Below are 14,673 nucleotides of genomic sequence, written 5' to 3'. Positions count from 1 at the left end.
CAAAAGATCGCAGCGTGCCGCAGCTCCTACGGGGTTTGGGTGGTGGCTTTCAGGCCGGTGAGGAGCAGGCGCTGGAACAGGTCTTCTTTCAGGCCGTCCGGATTTGTCAGTTGCATGCGTTGAAGATGTTCAGGATACAGCGACGCCTCCGGTGCATCGAGGGCGGCTTTGCCCAGTTCCAGAATCTCGGTGAGTTTGAATTTGCTTTTCAGCCAGTTCAGCGCGCGCAACAAATCCCGTTCGATCGCAGTGAAATCACAACCCAGCGGATACTCCGGAAACAGGTTCGGATGCCGTGCGGCGATCGCTTGCAAACGCTGTGGCGTGTTGTCGGCGAAGCGCGGATCGAGGCGGAAATCCTTTGGCAGTTTGCCGACCTTTTGCGCTTGCTCGATCAAGCCTTGCTGGAAGCGTGAGTCGCTGATGTTCAGCAGCGACTCGATCACTACGGCATCGGTTTTGCCGCGCAGATCAGCGATGCCGTATTCGGTCACGACGATATCGCGCAGATGCCGTGGAATCGTGCAGTGGCCGTATTCCCAGACAATGTTCGAGCTGATATCGCCACCCGATTCTCGCCAACTGCGCAGGATCAGAATCGAGCGCGCATCATGCAACGCATGCCCCTGCGCCACAAAGTTGTACTGCCCGCCAACACCGCTAAGCACCCGCCCGTCTTCCAGTTGATCCGCCACGCCAGCGCCAAGCAGGGTCATGGTGAACACGGTGTTGATGAATCGCGCGTCGAGGCGCTGTAAACGCTTGAGTTCTTCCTGCCCGTAGAGCTCGTTGATGTAGCTGATGCGGGTCATGTTGAATTCGAGGCGCTTGCTTTGTGGTAACTCGCGCAGGCGCTCGTAGAAACTGCGCGGGCCGAGGAAGAAACCGCCGTGCACCGAGATGCCGTCAGTTTGCGCGGCTTCGTCGAGGGTGCCAGCGTTGGCCTGCTCCTGCGTCGGCACATCAGGGTAGACCTTGCGCCGAATGATCCCGGCATCCGCCAATACCAGCAGGCCGTTGACGAACATCTCGCTGCAACCGTAGAGGCCTTTGGCAAACGGCCCGGTGCCGCCTTCGCGCTCGATCAGTTGCGCCCATTGGCTCAGGTTGATGTCATGCAGCAAGGCCAGGTAACCGGCGTTATCCGCCTGACGTGCGAGCAGCGCGGCTGTCAGTGCATCACCCATCGAGCCGATGCCGATCTGTAACGTGCCGCCGTCACGCACCAGCGTACTCGCGTGCAAACCAATGAAATGATCCTGAAACCCCACCGGCATGTTCGGCGTGGAAAACAGCGTGCTGCTGTCCTTCTCATCGATCAGCAGGTCGAAGGTGTCGATATCGACTTCGGCATCACCAGGCATGTACGGCAGATCGGTGTGCACCTGGCCGACCAGCAGAATCGTCTCCCCGGCGTCGCGACGCGTGGTGATCATCGGCAACAGGTCGAGGGTGATGTCCGGGTTGCAGCTCAGGCTCAGGCGATCCGGGTGTTCGCTGCTGCTGGCGAGCAATTGCGCCACCAGATTCAGCCCGGCGGCGTTGATGTCGCGCGCGGCGTGGCTGTAATTGCTGCTGACGTAATCCTGCTGGGCCGGCGCGCTGTTGAGCAGGCTGCCGGGCTGCATGAAGAACTGTTCGATACGGATATTGGCGGGCAGGCTGTCGTGGTGCAGGTCGGCGAGGAAATCGAATTCCGGGTAATCACCGAAGACGCGCTCGACGAAGGGTTCGATAAAGCGCTTCTGCAAACCATCGCCCAGATTCGGGCGGCCCAGGCACAGCGCGGTGTAGATGGTGAGTTGCCGCTCCGGCAGTTTGGCGATACGCCGGTACAGTGCGTTGACGAAGTGATTGGGTTTGCCGAGCCCCAGCGGCATGCCCATGCGGATATGCGCCGGTAACCGTGCGATCACGTCGTCCACTGCCTGTTCGATCGAACACAACTGCACCATCTGAAGCCTCCTGCCCGTTCCGTGAATAGGGGTAGACCGAGCTTGCCTTGAGTTTGCTGCAAAGAACAGCTTCAGAGTGAATGTGCGCTGTTCGTGAAATCCCTTTCCTACTCGATTGTTGCCCTCACCCTAGCCCTCTCCCAGAGGTAGAGGGGACTGATTGGGGGATATTGGAAAGCTACGCCGACTTGAAATAGCCTTACTGAATCCATAATCGACTCAATCTGTCAGGTCGATGTCAGACGCCAGACACCTCGGTCGGCCCCCCCTTCGGGAGAGGGATGGGCGGGCGGCGTTCCGATGAGGGGCTCTTGAATCGCAGGCACAAAAAAACCGTCCGGAGACGGTTTTTTTCGTCAGAAGCGCGGCTTATTTCAGGCCGGACATTTTCTGGATAGCGCCTTTGAGCTCGTCATCCGAGCAGTCAGCGCAGGTGCCTTTCGGCGGCATCGCGTTCAGGCCGGTAATGGCCTTGGCCAGCAGACCGTCGAGGCCGCCCTGGTGATCGGCACGGTCTTTCCAGGCTGCCGCGTCACCGATTTTCGGTGCGCCCAACAGGCCGGTACCGTGGCAAGCGTTGCAATGTTTGGCAATCACTTCGTCCGGAGTCTTGGCCCCGCCACCGCCGCCGGCGGTTGCCGCCACTTCCATCCCCTTGCATTCCTGCCCTTGAACACACACCTGGCCGACAGGCTCGAGGCGTTTGGCAATGTCGTCATTCGTCGCAGCTTGAGCGCTGACAGCCCAGAGGGCCAATACGGTTGCTGGTGCAGCCAGCATTTTCATAATTAGATTCACGCGTTCACCCTCAATGGTGGCTATTCACGCCTGCGGCCACGGTTCGCAGGCGGGCGCAAGTATAGCGGGTAGCCCGCCACACTGAAACAACCCCATTATTAAAGGGGTCTTGTTGCGCATCGGTAAAACAGCTTGGGTGCCTTTGCCGTAATGGCCTGGCGCCTCTTGGTTTAGAAATTCGCCGGCGTGGCTGCGCTGATTAGTCGCGCAGGCAAGTCGAACGGATTACGGAAACGATGCGGCTTGGTACTTTCAAAGTAGTAGCTGTCGCCGGCTTCGAGAATAAAAGTTTCCAGACCCACCACCAGTTCCAGGCGACCCTCCACCAGAATCCCGGTTTCCTCGCCTTCATGGGTGAGCATTTCTTCGCCGGTATCGGCGCCTGGCGGGTAGATTTCATTGAGAAACGCGATGGCTCGGCTGGGGTGCGCGCGGCCGACCAGTTTCATGGTCACGGCGCCGTCGGAAATGTCGATCAGCTCGTTGGCCTTGTAGACGATCTGGGTCGGAATTTCCTGCAGGATTTCTTCGGAAAAGAATTCGACCATGGACATGGGAATCCCGCCCAGAACCTTCCTCAGCGAACTGATCGAAGGGCTGACGCTGTTCTTTTCGATCATCGAAATGGTGCTGTTGGTGACGCCCGCGCGTTTGGCGAGTTCACGCTGGGAAAGCCCTTTGAGCTTGCGGATCGATTGCAGTCGTTCACCGACGTCCAAGGCGCGAGCCTCCTGATGTTGTAAGAATATTGAGCGTTATCATGGCGACAGCGTTCAGTATTTACAACACTTGGCCCCCGCAGCGGCGTCAACCCTCGGAATAGAGCCTTGGCACCCGGCGCAGGTTGCAGAAAATCTGGTACGGAATAGTGTCGGCCCACTGCGCCACTTCGCTGGCGAGGATGTTTTTGCCCCACAGTTCGACAGGCGAAGCGAGGTCGGCTTCCGGCACATCAGTCAGGTCGATGCACAGCATGTCCATCGATACGCGACCGAGAATGCGACTGCGCTTGCCAGCCACCAAAACCGGTGTACCGGTCGGCGCCTGACGCGGGTAGCCGTCGGCGTAACCCATGGCGACCACGCCGATACGCATCGGTTTGTCGGTGATAAACTTGGCGCCGTAACCGACAGGCTCACCGGCCGGCAGTTCACGCACGCAGATGACTTTCGATTCCAGAGTCATCACCGGTTGCAGACGATCGGCCACGGCGTTGGCTTCTTCGAACGGGGTCGCGCCGTAAAGCATGATGCCCGGGCGCACCCAGTCGCTGTGAATCTGCGGCCAGCCGAGTACGGCAGGCGAATTGCGCAGGCTGACTTCCGCCGCCAGGCCCTGACGCGCCGCTTCAAACACCGCCACTTGTTCGGTGCTGCTCTGCGCGTGCAGTTCATCGGCGCGGGCGAAGTGGCTCATCAAGACGATTTTCGCCACTTTGCCGCTGGCCAGCAGACGCTGATAGGCCACCGCGTAATCCTTGGGGTGCAGACCGACGCGGTGCATGCCCGAATCAAGCTTCAGCCACACCGTGATCGGCTTGCTCAGCGCGGCCTGCTCGATAGCTTCGAGCTGCCAGAGCGAGTGCACCACCGTCCAGAAATCATGCTCGACGATCAGCGCCAGCTCATCGGCCTCGAAAATCCCTTCCAGCAACAACACCGGCGCACGAATGCCGGCGGCGCGCAGCTCCAGCGCTTCCTCGATGCAGGCGACGGCAAAACCATCGGCCTCGGCTTCCAGCGCCTGGGCGCAACGCACCGCGCCATGGCCGTAGGCATCGGCCTTGATCACCGCAAGCGCCTTGGCGCCGGTGACTTCGCGGGCAATTCGATAGTTGTGGCGCAGGGCTTGAAGGTCGATCAGGGCACGGGCAGGACGCATGGCGGCAGACTTCTAGGCGGTCATGGGAATAAAAACCGGCGCCGACTGACGACGTGAACCGCCAACAGCGCCGGGAGAGGGATCTTTACAACCGTTACGGCAGCGCGGCGACGATAGAGATTTCTACCAGAATGCTCGGCTTGGCCATTTTTGCTTCGACGGTGGCGCGGGCCGGGGCTGCGCCTTTCGGCAGCCACTGATCCCACACCGAGTTCATCCCGGCGAAGTGCGCCTCGATGTCGTTCAGGTAAATCGTCGCCGACAACAGGTGCTGTTTGTCGGTACCAGCCAGATCAAGCAAACGCTCGATGTTGGCCAACACGTCGCGGGTCTGCTGTTCAATCCCGGCGTCGAAGTCGTCGCCGACCTGCCCGGCCAGATACACGGTGCCGTTGTGGCTGACGATCTGACTCATGCGCTCATTGGTGAGCTGGCGCTGGATTGACATGTTTTGCGGACTCCTGAATTTTGTTGCCGTAACGGGAAATATCGAGGCCTTCGGCGCTGATCTGCGGCTTTTTCTTCGCCATCAGGTCGGCCAGCAAACGACCGGAACCGCACGCCATGGTCCAACCGAGGGTGCCGTGACCGGTGTTGAGGAACAGATTCTTGAACGGCGTGGCGCCAACGATCGGCGTGCCATCCGGCGTGGTCGGACGCAGGCCGGTCCAGAAACTCGCCTCGGCCAGATTGCCGCCCTGAGGATAAAGGTCGTTGACGATCATCTCCAGGGTTTCGCGTCGACGCGGGTTCAGCGACAGGTCAAAACCGGCGATCTCGGCCATGCCGCCAACGCGGATGCGGTTGTCGAAACGGGTGATCGCGACCTTGTAGGTCTCGTCGAGAATGGTCGAGGTCGGCGCCATTGCCGGATTGGTGATCGGCACGGTCAGCGAGTAACCCTTGAGCGGATACACCGGGGCTTTGATGCCCAGCGGCTTGAGCACTTGCGGCGAGTAGCTGCCGAGGGCCAGCACGTAGCGGTCAGCGGTTTCCAGCTTGCCGTCGATCCACACGCCGTTGATGCGATCACCGGCGTAGTCGAGTTTCTGGATGTCCTGGCCGAAGCGGAATTCGACACCGAGCTTCACGGCCATTTCGGCGAGACGCGTGGTGAACATCTGGCAGTCGCCAGTCTGGTCGTTCGGCAGGCGCAGGGCACCGGCGAGGATGTCGGTGACGCTGGCCAGCGCCGGCTCGACGCGGGCAATGCCGGCGCGGTCGAGCAGTTCAAACGGCACGCCGGATTCTTTCAGCACGGCGATGTCTTTGGCGGCGCCGTCAAGCTGCGCCTGAGTGCGGAACAGCTGGGTCGTACCGAGGCTGCGGCCTTCGTAGGCGATGCCGGTTTCGGCGCGCAATTCGTCGAGGCAGTCGCGGCTGTACTCGGACAGGCGCACCATGCGTTCCTTGTTCACCGCGTAACGGTTGGCGGTGCAGTTGCGCAGCATCTGCGCCATCCACAGGTACTGGTCGATGTCGGCGGTGGCCTTGATCGCGAGAGGGGCGTGGCGTTGCAGCAGCCACTTGATCGCCTTCAGCGGCACGCCCGGCGCGGCCCACGGCGAGGCGTAGCCCGGCGAGACCTGGCCGGCGTTGGCGAAACTGGTCTCCATGGCCGCAGCAGGCTGCCGGTCGACCACCACCACTTCAAACCCGGCACGGGCCAGATAGTAAGCACTGGCGGTACCGATGACGCCGCTACCCAAGACCATTACGCGCATTTTTGTATCCCTCATCGCGGCAGGGCCGCGTACGTCTGTTGTTAGAGCAATGATGCGCGCAGTGTAAAAAAGAAATGCCAGTGCTTTTCACTATATAAGCGCCTATATTTGGCGACAATTCTCGGCAAAAACCCTTTTCACGGAGGCGCATCCCCTATGCGTACCAACACTCAGACCAAACGTGAGCTGGACAAGATCGACCGCAACATCTTGCGGATCCTGCAGGCGGACGGGCGGATTTCCTTTACCGAACTTGGGGAAAAGGTCGGTCTCTCCACCACGCCGTGCACCGAGCGAGTGCGACGTCTGGAGCGCGAAGGCATCATCATGGGCTACAACGCCCGGCTGAACCCGCAGCATTTGAAGGGTAGCTTGCTGGTGTTCGTCGAGATCAGCCTCGACTACAAATCCGGCGACACCTTCGAGGAGTTCCGCCGCGCGGTGCTGAAATTGCCGCACGTACTGGAATGTCATTTGGTGTCAGGGGATTTCGATTACCTGGTGAAGGCGCGGATTTCCGAGATGGCCTCGTACCGCAAGCTGCTGGGCGACATTCTGCTGAAGCTGCCGCATGTGCGGGAGTCGAAGAGTTATATCGTCATGGAAGAGGTTAAGGAGAGCTTGAGCCTGCCGATTCCGGACTGAGCACCGCGACGATCGTTCCCACGCTTTGCGTGGGAATGCCTCTTCGGACGCTCCGCGTTCGGCATTTGGGACGCAGAGCGTCCCGGGCTGCATTCCCACGCAGAGCGTGGGAACGATCATGAATGCATTTCTCTGTAGGAGCTGCCGAAGGCTGCGATCTTTTAAACCAACACCTGCCGATTCGCCGCCATGTACTCGAAAATCTGCTTCTCGACCCGCGGATGAATCAGTTCAACCGGCCGCCGCTCATTCGGGCAAGGCAAGGTTTTGGTCGTGCCGAACAACCGGCAAATCAGCGGCCGCTCCTCATACACCGTGCAGCCATTCGGCCCCAGGTGCACACAGTTCAGCTCATCCATCGCCGCATCCTGTTCGGCGCGGGTCTTGCGCGGCAGGCGCGACATTTCTTCCGGCGAGGTGGTCACCGGCCCGCAGCAATCGTGGCAGCCGGGCACGCACTCGAACGAGGGGATCTGCTGGCGCAAGGTGCGGACTGTCTGGCTGTTGCAGCTCATCGAAACGGTAACCAAGGTGAAATAGACGGCAATTGTGCCGCAAAAGCCGTGATCCAGACACCGCGGGCCGACCAGTGTTGCCCGCGTTCGGGCGCGCGGCTTATGCTCCGTCAAATTTTCTCGACACCCAAGCCTCAGGATGATGCCCATGACCGCCCGCGCCGACACCCCCGCGAGCCAACCCCACGTTGCCTCTTACTACGCCGCCAGCAGCTTGCCGCAACCGGATCGTCCGCTGCTGCAAGGTGACGTGGTGGCCGACGTCTGCGTGGTCGGTGGCGGCTTTTCCGGGTTGAACACGGCACTGGAACTGGCCGAACGCGGCCTCAGCGTGGTGTTGCTGGAAGCGCACAAGATCGGCTGGGGCGCCAGCGGTCGCAATGGCGGCCAGCTGATTCGCGGGGTCGGCCATGGCCTCGATCAGTTCGCCAATGTCATCGGCAGCGACGGCGTACGCGAGATGAAACTGATGGGCCTGGAAGCGGTGGAAATCGTCCGCCAGCGCGTCGAGCGTTTTCAGATTGCCTGCGACCTGACCTGGGGCTACTGCGATCTCGCCAACAAGCCCAGCGACCTTGCAGGTTTTGCCGAAGACGCCGAAGAACTGCGCAGCCTCGGTTATCGCTACGAAACCCGTTTGCTGCAAGCCAGCGAGATGCACAGCGTAGTCGGTTCCAAACGCTATATCGGTGGATTGATCGACATGGGTTCCGGGCATCTGCATCCGCTCAACCTGGCGTTGGGCGAAGCGGCAGCGGCGCAGCAACTGGGCGTCAAACTGTTTGAACACTCTGCCGTCACCCGCATCGACTATGGCCCCGAAGTCAAAGTGCACACGGCCCAGGGTTCGGTTCGCGCCAAGACGCTGGTGCTCGGCTGCAACGCCTATCTGAATGATCTCAATCCGCAACTCAGCGGCAAGGTGCTGCCCGCCGGCAGCTACATCATCGCCACCGAACCGTTGAGCGAAGAACAGGCGCACAACCTGCTGCCGCAGAACATGGCGGTGTGTGATCAGCGGGTAGCGCTGGATTACTACCGACTCTCGGCTGACCGGCGCTTGCTGTTTGGCGGTGCTTGCCATTATTCGGGACGTGATCCGAAAGACATCGCGGCGTACATGCAGCCGAAGATGCTCGAAGTCTTCCCGCAACTCACTGGGGTGAAAATCGACTATCAGTGGGGTGGCATGATCGGCATCGGCGCCAACCGTTTGCCGCAGATTGGCCGACTCGCCGATCAACCGAACGTGTATTACGCCCAGGCGTACTCCGGGCACGGGGTGAATGCCACGCACCTGGCGGGCAAGTTGCTCGCCGAGGCGATCAGCGGCCAGCACAGCGGTGGCTTTGATCTGTTTGCCAAGGTGCCACACATCACTTTCCCGGGCGGCAAGCATCTGCGTTCGCCGCTGCTGGCGTTGGGGATGTTGTGGCATCGGATGAAAGAGTTGGTCTGATTGATCGTTCCCACGCTCTGCGTGGGAATGCATCCAGTGACGCTCTGCGTCACAGCGGACGCGGAGCGTCCGGGGCGGCGTTCCCACGCAGAGCGTGGGAACGATCAGTGGTTATCAGATCCGCCAGAACGGCTTCAACCCCTCCTCCAGCGCCTGTTCACGCGTCAGCCCGATATCCTTGAGCTGGTCCGGCGTGAGGCTCAGCAACGCCTTGCGTGTGTGCAGACGATGCCAGAACAGTTCCCAGCGACTCAGGCCGGACGGCGCGTTGCGCATCGCCGCATGCCACGCATTGTCCTTCTGCCCTGCCTCCAGTTCCTGACTGTGTAACGTCAGCCGCACATCGCTCAAGCCGTTCATTTTTGTCGCTCCTGTTTACTTGGGTAGCCAGAGATTCCATGATGCGCGGGTCGGCAAAAGCATTACAGATTCAACGGATCTGTATTAATTCCATACAGATTTGCTGCTTCCGAGTCTGAATTGTCGATTTTTGACGCATCTGTACTGGTTTAACGAATCAACTGCATCGAGGCAGTGCCATGACTTTGTATGTGAACCTCGCCGAACTGCTCGGCACGCGCATCGAACAAGGCTTCTATCGTCCAGGTGACCGGTTGCCGTCGGTGCGCGCCTTGAGCGTAGAACATGGCGTCAGCCTGAGCACGGTGCAGCAGGCTTATCGCATGCTCGAAGACAGCGGCCTGGCCACGCCGAAACCCAAGTCCGGCTACTTTGTGCCGGTCGGCCGTGAGCTGCCGGAGCTGCCTGCCGTGGGTCGTCCGGCGCAGCGGCCAGTGGAAATTTCGCAGTGGGATCAGGTGCTCGAATTGATTCGCGCGGTGCCGCGCAAGGACGTCGTGCAATTGGGTCGCGGCATGCCCGACATCAGTTCGCCGACCATGAAACCGCTGCTGCGTGGGCTGGCCCGCATCAGCCGCCGCCAGGACATGCCTGGTCTGTATTACGACAACATCCACGGCACCCTCGAACTGCGTGAGCAGATCGCCCGGTTGATGCTCGATTCCGGCTGCCAGCTGAGCGCCAGCGACCTGGTGGTCACCACCGGTTGCCACGAAGCGCTGTCCACCAGCATCCACGCGATCTGCGAGCCGGGCGACATTGTCGCGGTCGATTCGCCAAGCTTTCACGGCGCCATGCAAACGTTGAAAGGCCTCGGCATGAAAGCCTTGGAAATTCCTACCGACCCGCTCACTGGCATCAGTCTCGAAGCGCTGGAACTGGCGCTGGAGCAATGGCCGATCAAGGTCATTCAACTCACCCCGAACTGCAATAACCCGCTCGGCTACATCATGCCGGAGTCGCGAAAACGCGCCCTGCTCAACCTCGCACAGCGTTTCGACGTGGCGATCATCGAAGACGATGTGTATGGCGAACTGGCCTACACCTACCCGCGTCCGCGCACGATCAAATCCTTCGACGAAGACGGCCGCGTGCTGCTCTGCAGTTCATTTTCCAAGACTCTGGCACCGGGGCTGCGTATCGGCTGGGTTGCTCCGGGTCGTTATCTGGAACGCGTGCTGCACATGAAATACATCAGCACCGGATCGACCGCGCCGCAGCCGCAGATCGCTATTGCCGAGTTCCTCAAGGCCGGCCATTTCGAACCGCATTTGCGGCGGATGCGTACGCAATACCAGCGCAATCGCGACATGATGATCGATTGGGTCACGCGGTACTTTCCTGTCGGCACCCGCGCCAGCCGACCACAAGGCAGCTTTATGCTGTGGGTCGAATTGCCGGAAGGTTTCGACACCTTGAAACTGAATCGTGAGTTGCACGATCAAGGCGTTCAGATTGCCGTCGGCAGCATCTTTTCCGCTTCGGGCAAGTACCGCAATTGCCTGCGGATGAACTACGCGGCCAAACCGACAGCGCTGATCGAAGAAGCGGTACGCAAGGTGGGGGCGGCAGCGATCAAACTGCTGGCCGCAGCCGACTAATCGATCTGAAACGTTCCGTGGCCCTCGAATCGCCTCAGGTCGGCCACCCGGCTTGAGGCGTCCGCCACTTGGGCATCGATCTCGAGCTCCACTTGCAGATACCGTCCCTGCGCAATAGCCGCTCCGCTCCAGGGCACGATACGCGCTCCCGGCGCTAACAGATTCGCCTCGACTGGCTGACCGCTTTCCAGCCGCCACTGCACCGCCACGCCATCCAGGCGTGCAGCCACAATCCGCACTTGCAACGTGCCAGCCTCCCAGCGATAGCCTCGAGCGCCCGCCGCCGGCGCGACAAAGGACCATTTGATCGGACGAACTTGCGGGCACTGGATGCGCAAATGCACATTGCGCAGGCCAAATCCTGCGCCCTGCGCACCTGCAAAACGCAAGAGTTCGGCGCGGGTGGTGGCGCCGAAATCCACGGTCGCTGGCGACAGATCCACCTCACATGCAGCGTTCGCCCAGGCGGAGGCACAGGCAAAACAAGCCGGCAATACGGCAATAACCCAAGGTTTCATGGCAGGCACTCAATCAGGACAGGATGGCAGGGCGGCAGATCGCCTCAACGGTTTCCATTTGCGTGGCGTCGTCGGGAAAATCGCTCAGGGGGAAATGCAAGATGCAGTGGCTGCTGTCGGACAACCTCACGCGCAACACCTGCGCAGGCTTGATGTCCGGCAAGAAAATCGCCCCGGCCTCCATCACGGAGGTCAGATACTGGCCCTGTTCATCCAGCACGCTCAAGCCTCTGGGCAACCATTGCCGATCCTGCGAGCGAGCCTTGAGCAACAGACGCCGGACGGTAATCAGGGAAAAATCCAGGTGCTGCACCGAACCCCGTCCGACCGTCACCTCCTGCACGCCATTGAGTACTTCGACATGACGCGGCAGGCCCAGTGGGTCGACCTCAAGCCGCGCCAGAGAATAGGCTGGCAGGTTCGCCGCCACCGCACGCCCCGCGCCATCCGTCCAGACCGGGCCTTGTGGCGTTTGCAGCCGCACCCCGGAACGCTCACCCGCCTTCAGCACCCCCAGCGTGTCACGCAGCGCATAGGGTGACAGCGTGACACCATCACGGTGCAGCAACACGCCGCCGCGCAAGCCCAGATCATATTCCGTCGCACCCGCGCGCTGCCCGAGCCCGACATCCAGGCTGGTATAGCGTGGCAACGCATTGATTCGGGCAGCCAATGCCGCCGGTGTGTTATCCCGGTGCTCGGCATTGACGGTGTAGGCCAGGGTTTCGCTGACTGCAGCGCTGACGGCCAGCCCTTGGCGCATGCCCGAGCGTTCGTCACTGCGCACATACCCGCGCAACCGGCCTTGCCCGCCCAGCGGAATACCCACGGTCAGGTAAGCTGCGCGGCCCGGACGATATTCCTCGGCACCACCGATGCCTCGCTCAACGCTCAGTGACAAGCTGACGCGCTGCGGCAATGTCAGCGACCAGGACAACCCCAATTGCGACACTGGTGCTTCGTCCATACTCGAATAACGTGACCAGCTTGCGCCAAATGCGCCCCAGTCATCGGTGGCGCCATTGAGCGAAAACACCCAGTGATCGCGTTTGCGTGACTCGGCCTGATGCCGGCGTTGATTCCAGTCGGTATCGGACAAGGTGCGAAAGTCCCGGCTCTGGCGCACCGCGACCAGGCTCGCCGAGAGATTGGCCGCCAATGGCGCACTGAATGTCAGCTGCCATTGATCGCCCGCAAGCCCTGCCGCGCGCTGTTCGGACACCACTTGGCGCAGCCCCAGCGTAATCGGCCCCGCCCACTGTTGTTGCAGCCCCCAACCGGCCGACAAGTACGCGCTGCCCGCGAGCGCACCGGCGGTTGCACGCAGGCCTCGGCGCATTTCCCAGTCTTGGCTGAACGCCGCGAATGTCGGAGCCTCACGGTTATCCGCAGACAGTCGACGGACCCGGCCCAGCGCCAGATTGAAACCCACGGGGGCGTCAGACTGCGCCTCTTGCAGATTCGCCGCCGGCACCCGAAAACGTCGCTCCTGACCATCTTGCTCATGCACCGCGACCTCAAGATCGAGCTGATTGCTCAGCAACGGCAGCGCGCGCAAGGTAAAAGGCCCGCCAGGCACCATCGTCGTGTAGATCGTCACGCCGTTCTGGCGGACTTCGATACGCGACGGCGAGTAAGCCACCCCCTCCACCTGGCCACGGGCGCCGTTGCGGGCGGCATCGAGTCGGGCGAAGGCCGCTTCAGGAAAAACCTGTACGCCAGTGAACGACTCACCGGCAAACAGCGACGATGCCAGGTTGAGCTGACCGAGCTGAACGCTCGCATCCTGATCTTCCAGCGTGTGCATCGCGTAGGCATAGAGATGCTCGAACCGCGAGCTTTCGGGCAATGCCGTGAAAGACTGGCGACTGCGCAACACCCAGGCACCGGCATTCAATCCGGCTTCCGAGCTGAAGCTGCGATAGCTGCTGGTCTGCCCGTCGAGTTGGCTGCCGGCCATCAACAGATCGTAATTGAACACACCGGCCACGCCACCATTGGCAAAGCTGCGCTGCGCCCGCGCAGGCTCAGTCAGCGTATCGGTAGGCACCAGCAACCGGACCTGCTGACTGCCTGGGTTCAACTCCACGATGGCCTCGGGAAAACCCTGCGCAGCCGTCACACACTGCCCCGGCGGCAGCGGCACAGACGCGGGCAGTAGAACTCCGGCTGACTTCAACCATTGCGTGCCCAGACACAACTCGCCGACATCGTTGAATGTCATCGGCACACGGCCCTTGGGCTGTCCGTTGACTTCAAGCACGACGGCATGCGCGCCTTGGGTGAAGCGCGGAGCATCACGAAAATACTCCGCCAAGGCCGGATCGATCCCGCGATCCCTGAGCACTTGAATGTCGAACGTCAGCGGCTCTGCCGCCAGCGCCACGCGCCATCCGCAGTTACCCAGCGCCAGCAACGACGCGGCGATGCAGATCCAGTTCAACGTGTCACCGGGGCATCGTAATGGTCGACAGCAAAACCGTATGTCGTCGCCGGGAATATCCGCACCGACGACACCTGTGCCAGCGTACTCAAAGGCAAATCAAGCTGCAGTCGCTCGCCCGGCAGAATGTAGGTGCGCGGCAGTTCGACCGGGCGTGAGCCAGGCAACGGTGTAAGCGCTTTGCCGAGCCGCACGACGTAAGGACTGGGGTTGTGCACGTGCAAGCCATCCAGCGTGACGGTCCAGGCGAGGCGCTTCCACGGCTCACGCTCGACGGGCAATCCGGCCGGACGCAGGATCACCGGCAAGTTCTGCCGCACGCCGAGGCTGACGCGCGCGCCACCCGCGGCCGCAACCGGATTGATCCCTTCGAAGATGACCCGCTTCAAACGTTCGGTCTGCAAGGGCTGAGCGCTCTGCAGAATGAACCGAACCTGCTGAATCTGGCCAGCCTCGACACGCGCAACCGGGGGAGTGAAAACCAGCAGGACCTCATCGTCCGCTTCGGTGTTTTCGACGGTGGTGTACAGGAGCGCGGGATGAGCATCGGTATTGCGCACGTTCATGATGGCTTCGCCGAGGCTCTGCTCGACGACCAATACCGGCGTTTGCGGAACCATGCCGGCGCCTTGCGCAAACGACATCGAAAGGCCGGCAAACAGCCACAGGGAAACCTGCTTCAAAGCAGGATTGAATGAAAGGGGCATCGGTCAATACCGGAAAATTCCAGGCCACGTTTCCGGCGCTGCCGGCGTGTTCCTGTCGGGAGGAAAA

14 protein-coding genes are annotated in these 14,673 nt (G+C 61.1%); 3 read left to right on the top strand and 11 right to left on the bottom strand.

The window, feature by feature from the left end:
* Positions 1 to 26: 26 nt before the first annotated feature.
* From QOL84_RS20415 to dadA, 6 genes are all read right to left on the bottom strand, one after another.
* Complete coding sequence (locus tag QOL84_RS20415; RefSeq protein WP_283438356.1) at positions 27 to 1,955, bottom strand: acetyl-CoA hydrolase/transferase C-terminal domain-containing protein; 1,929 nt, start codon at positions 1,953 to 1,955, stop codon at positions 27 to 29.
* Positions 1,956 to 2,324: 369 nt separating this feature from the next.
* Complete coding sequence (locus tag QOL84_RS20410) at positions 2,325 to 2,741, bottom strand: c-type cytochrome (protein WP_053125000.1); 417 nt, start codon at positions 2,739 to 2,741, stop codon at positions 2,325 to 2,327.
* Between the two features lie 182 nt (positions 2,742 to 2,923).
* Positions 2,924 to 3,472 carry a cupin domain-containing protein gene (locus QOL84_RS20405; protein ID WP_025112726.1) on the bottom strand — a complete coding sequence of 183 codons (549 nt, stop codon included), beginning with the start codon at positions 3,470 to 3,472 and terminating at the stop codon, positions 2,924 to 2,926.
* An 88-nt stretch (positions 3,473 to 3,560) separates the two neighbouring features.
* Complete coding sequence (gene alr, locus QOL84_RS20400) at positions 3,561 to 4,634, bottom strand: alanine racemase (protein ID WP_283438355.1); 1,074 nt, start codon at positions 4,632 to 4,634, stop codon at positions 3,561 to 3,563.
* Between the two features lie 94 nt (positions 4,635 to 4,728).
* Complete coding sequence (locus QOL84_RS20395) at positions 4,729 to 5,082, bottom strand: RidA family protein (RefSeq protein WP_034152045.1); 354 nt, start codon at positions 5,080 to 5,082, stop codon at positions 4,729 to 4,731.
* Positions 5,054 to 6,358: a D-amino acid dehydrogenase gene (gene dadA, locus QOL84_RS20390; RefSeq protein ID WP_283438354.1), complete on the bottom strand. Its 1,305-nt coding sequence runs from the start codon at positions 6,356 to 6,358 to the stop codon at positions 5,054 to 5,056. Before dadA ends, QOL84_RS20395 begins: the two co-directional genes overlap by 29 nt.
* Before the next feature lie 156 nt (positions 6,359 to 6,514).
* Here dadA and QOL84_RS20385 point away from each other — a divergent pair, with 156 nt between their 5' ends.
* Positions 6,515 to 7,003 carry an Lrp/AsnC ligand binding domain-containing protein gene (locus tag QOL84_RS20385; protein WP_003177284.1) on the top strand — a complete coding sequence of 163 codons (489 nt, stop codon included), beginning with the start codon at positions 6,515 to 6,517 and terminating at the stop codon, positions 7,001 to 7,003.
* Between the two features lie 161 nt (positions 7,004 to 7,164).
* On the opposite strand, the gene QOL84_RS20380 is transcribed toward QOL84_RS20385, so the two are convergent.
* Positions 7,165 to 7,518: a YkgJ family cysteine cluster protein gene (locus tag QOL84_RS20380; RefSeq protein WP_283438672.1), complete on the bottom strand. Its 354-nt coding sequence runs from the start codon at positions 7,516 to 7,518 to the stop codon at positions 7,165 to 7,167.
* 148 nt (positions 7,519 to 7,666) lie between these two features.
* Here QOL84_RS20380 and QOL84_RS20375 point away from each other — a divergent pair, with 148 nt between their 5' ends.
* Positions 7,667 to 8,977, top strand: coding sequence for an NAD(P)/FAD-dependent oxidoreductase (locus QOL84_RS20375; protein ID WP_283438353.1), 1,311 nt, complete (start codon positions 7,667 to 7,669; stop codon positions 8,975 to 8,977).
* Positions 8,978 to 9,091: 114 nt separating this feature from the next.
* Here the strand turns inward: QOL84_RS20375 and QOL84_RS20370 are convergent, their stop codons facing one another.
* Positions 9,092 to 9,337 carry a DUF1127 domain-containing protein gene (locus tag QOL84_RS20370; RefSeq protein ID WP_283438352.1) on the bottom strand — a complete coding sequence of 82 codons (246 nt, stop codon included), beginning with the start codon at positions 9,335 to 9,337 and terminating at the stop codon, positions 9,092 to 9,094.
* Positions 9,338 to 9,516: 179 nt separating this feature from the next.
* Between QOL84_RS20370 and QOL84_RS20365 the strand changes: the two genes are divergently transcribed.
* A complete protein-coding gene (locus QOL84_RS20365) occupies positions 9,517 to 10,938 on the top strand; it encodes an aminotransferase-like domain-containing protein (RefSeq protein WP_283438351.1) in 1,422 nt (473 codons plus the stop codon).
* Here the strand turns inward: QOL84_RS20365 and QOL84_RS20360 are convergent.
* The 3 genes from QOL84_RS20360 to QOL84_RS20350 are packed head-to-tail and all read right to left on the bottom strand — an operon-like array spanning position 10,935 to position 14,606.
* Positions 10,935 to 11,456 carry a hypothetical protein gene (locus tag QOL84_RS20360; protein ID WP_283438350.1) on the bottom strand — a complete coding sequence of 174 codons (522 nt, stop codon included), beginning with the start codon at positions 11,454 to 11,456 and terminating at the stop codon, positions 10,935 to 10,937. The two genes, QOL84_RS20365 and QOL84_RS20360, sit on opposite strands and share 4 nt — an antisense overlap.
* A 13-nt stretch (positions 11,457 to 11,469) precedes the next feature.
* Positions 11,470 to 13,899: a fimbria/pilus outer membrane usher protein gene (locus QOL84_RS20355; protein ID WP_283438349.1), complete on the bottom strand. Its 2,430-nt coding sequence runs from the start codon at positions 13,897 to 13,899 to the stop codon at positions 11,470 to 11,472.
* On the bottom strand, positions 13,896 to 14,606 hold the full coding sequence (locus QOL84_RS20350; RefSeq protein WP_283438348.1) for a fimbria/pilus chaperone family protein: 711 nt from the start codon (positions 14,604 to 14,606) through the stop codon (positions 13,896 to 13,898). The genes QOL84_RS20355 and QOL84_RS20350 overlap by 4 nt, the downstream gene beginning before the upstream one ends.
* Positions 14,607 to 14,673: the final 67 nt, after the last annotated feature.

The organism is Pseudomonas helmanticensis (assembly GCF_900182985.1).
GTDB classification, from domain to species: domain Bacteria; phylum Pseudomonadota; class Gammaproteobacteria; order Pseudomonadales; family Pseudomonadaceae; genus Aquipseudomonas; species Aquipseudomonas helmanticensis.
The sequence above is the reverse complement of the archived record's forward strand: the minus strand, read 5'-3'. Positions and strand labels throughout refer to the sequence as shown.

What these genes read in the sequence shown, in the direction of transcription:
- QOL84_RS20360 (WP_283438350.1), bottom strand. Translation starts at nt 11,456, where the DNA reads ATGAAACCTTGGGTTATTGCCGTATTGCCGGCTTGTTTTGCCTGTGCC.
- QOL84_RS20365 (WP_283438351.1), top strand. Translation starts at nt 9,517, where the DNA reads ATGACTTTGTATGTGAACCTCGCCGAACTGCTCGGCACGCGCATCGAA.
- dadA (WP_283438354.1), bottom strand. Translation starts at nt 6,358, where the DNA reads ATGCGCGTAATGGTCTTGGGTAGCGGCGTCATCGGTACCGCCAGTGCT.
- QOL84_RS20385 (WP_003177284.1), top strand. Translation starts at nt 6,515, where the DNA reads ATGCGTACCAACACTCAGACCAAACGTGAGCTGGACAAGATCGACCGC.
- QOL84_RS20350 (WP_283438348.1), bottom strand. Translation starts at nt 14,606, where the DNA reads ATGCCCCTTTCATTCAATCCTGCTTTGAAGCAGGTTTCCCTGTGGCTG.
- alr (WP_283438355.1), bottom strand. Translation starts at nt 4,634, where the DNA reads ATGCGTCCTGCCCGTGCCCTGATCGACCTTCAAGCCCTGCGCCACAAC.
- QOL84_RS20370 (WP_283438352.1), bottom strand. Translation starts at nt 9,337, where the DNA reads ATGAACGGCTTGAGCGATGTGCGGCTGACGTTACACAGTCAGGAACTG.
- QOL84_RS20395 (WP_034152045.1), bottom strand. Translation starts at nt 5,082, where the DNA reads ATGTCAATCCAGCGCCAGCTCACCAATGAGCGCATGAGTCAGATCGTC.
- QOL84_RS20380 (WP_283438672.1), bottom strand. Translation starts at nt 7,518, where the DNA reads ATGAGCTGCAACAGCCAGACAGTCCGCACCTTGCGCCAGCAGATCCCC.
- QOL84_RS20410 (WP_053125000.1), bottom strand. Translation starts at nt 2,741, where the DNA reads ATGAAAATGCTGGCTGCACCAGCAACCGTATTGGCCCTCTGGGCTGTC.
- QOL84_RS20415 (WP_283438356.1), bottom strand. Translation starts at nt 1,955, where the DNA reads ATGGTGCAGTTGTGTTCGATCGAACAGGCAGTGGACGACGTGATCGCA.
- QOL84_RS20375 (WP_283438353.1), top strand. Translation starts at nt 7,667, where the DNA reads ATGACCGCCCGCGCCGACACCCCCGCGAGCCAACCCCACGTTGCCTCT.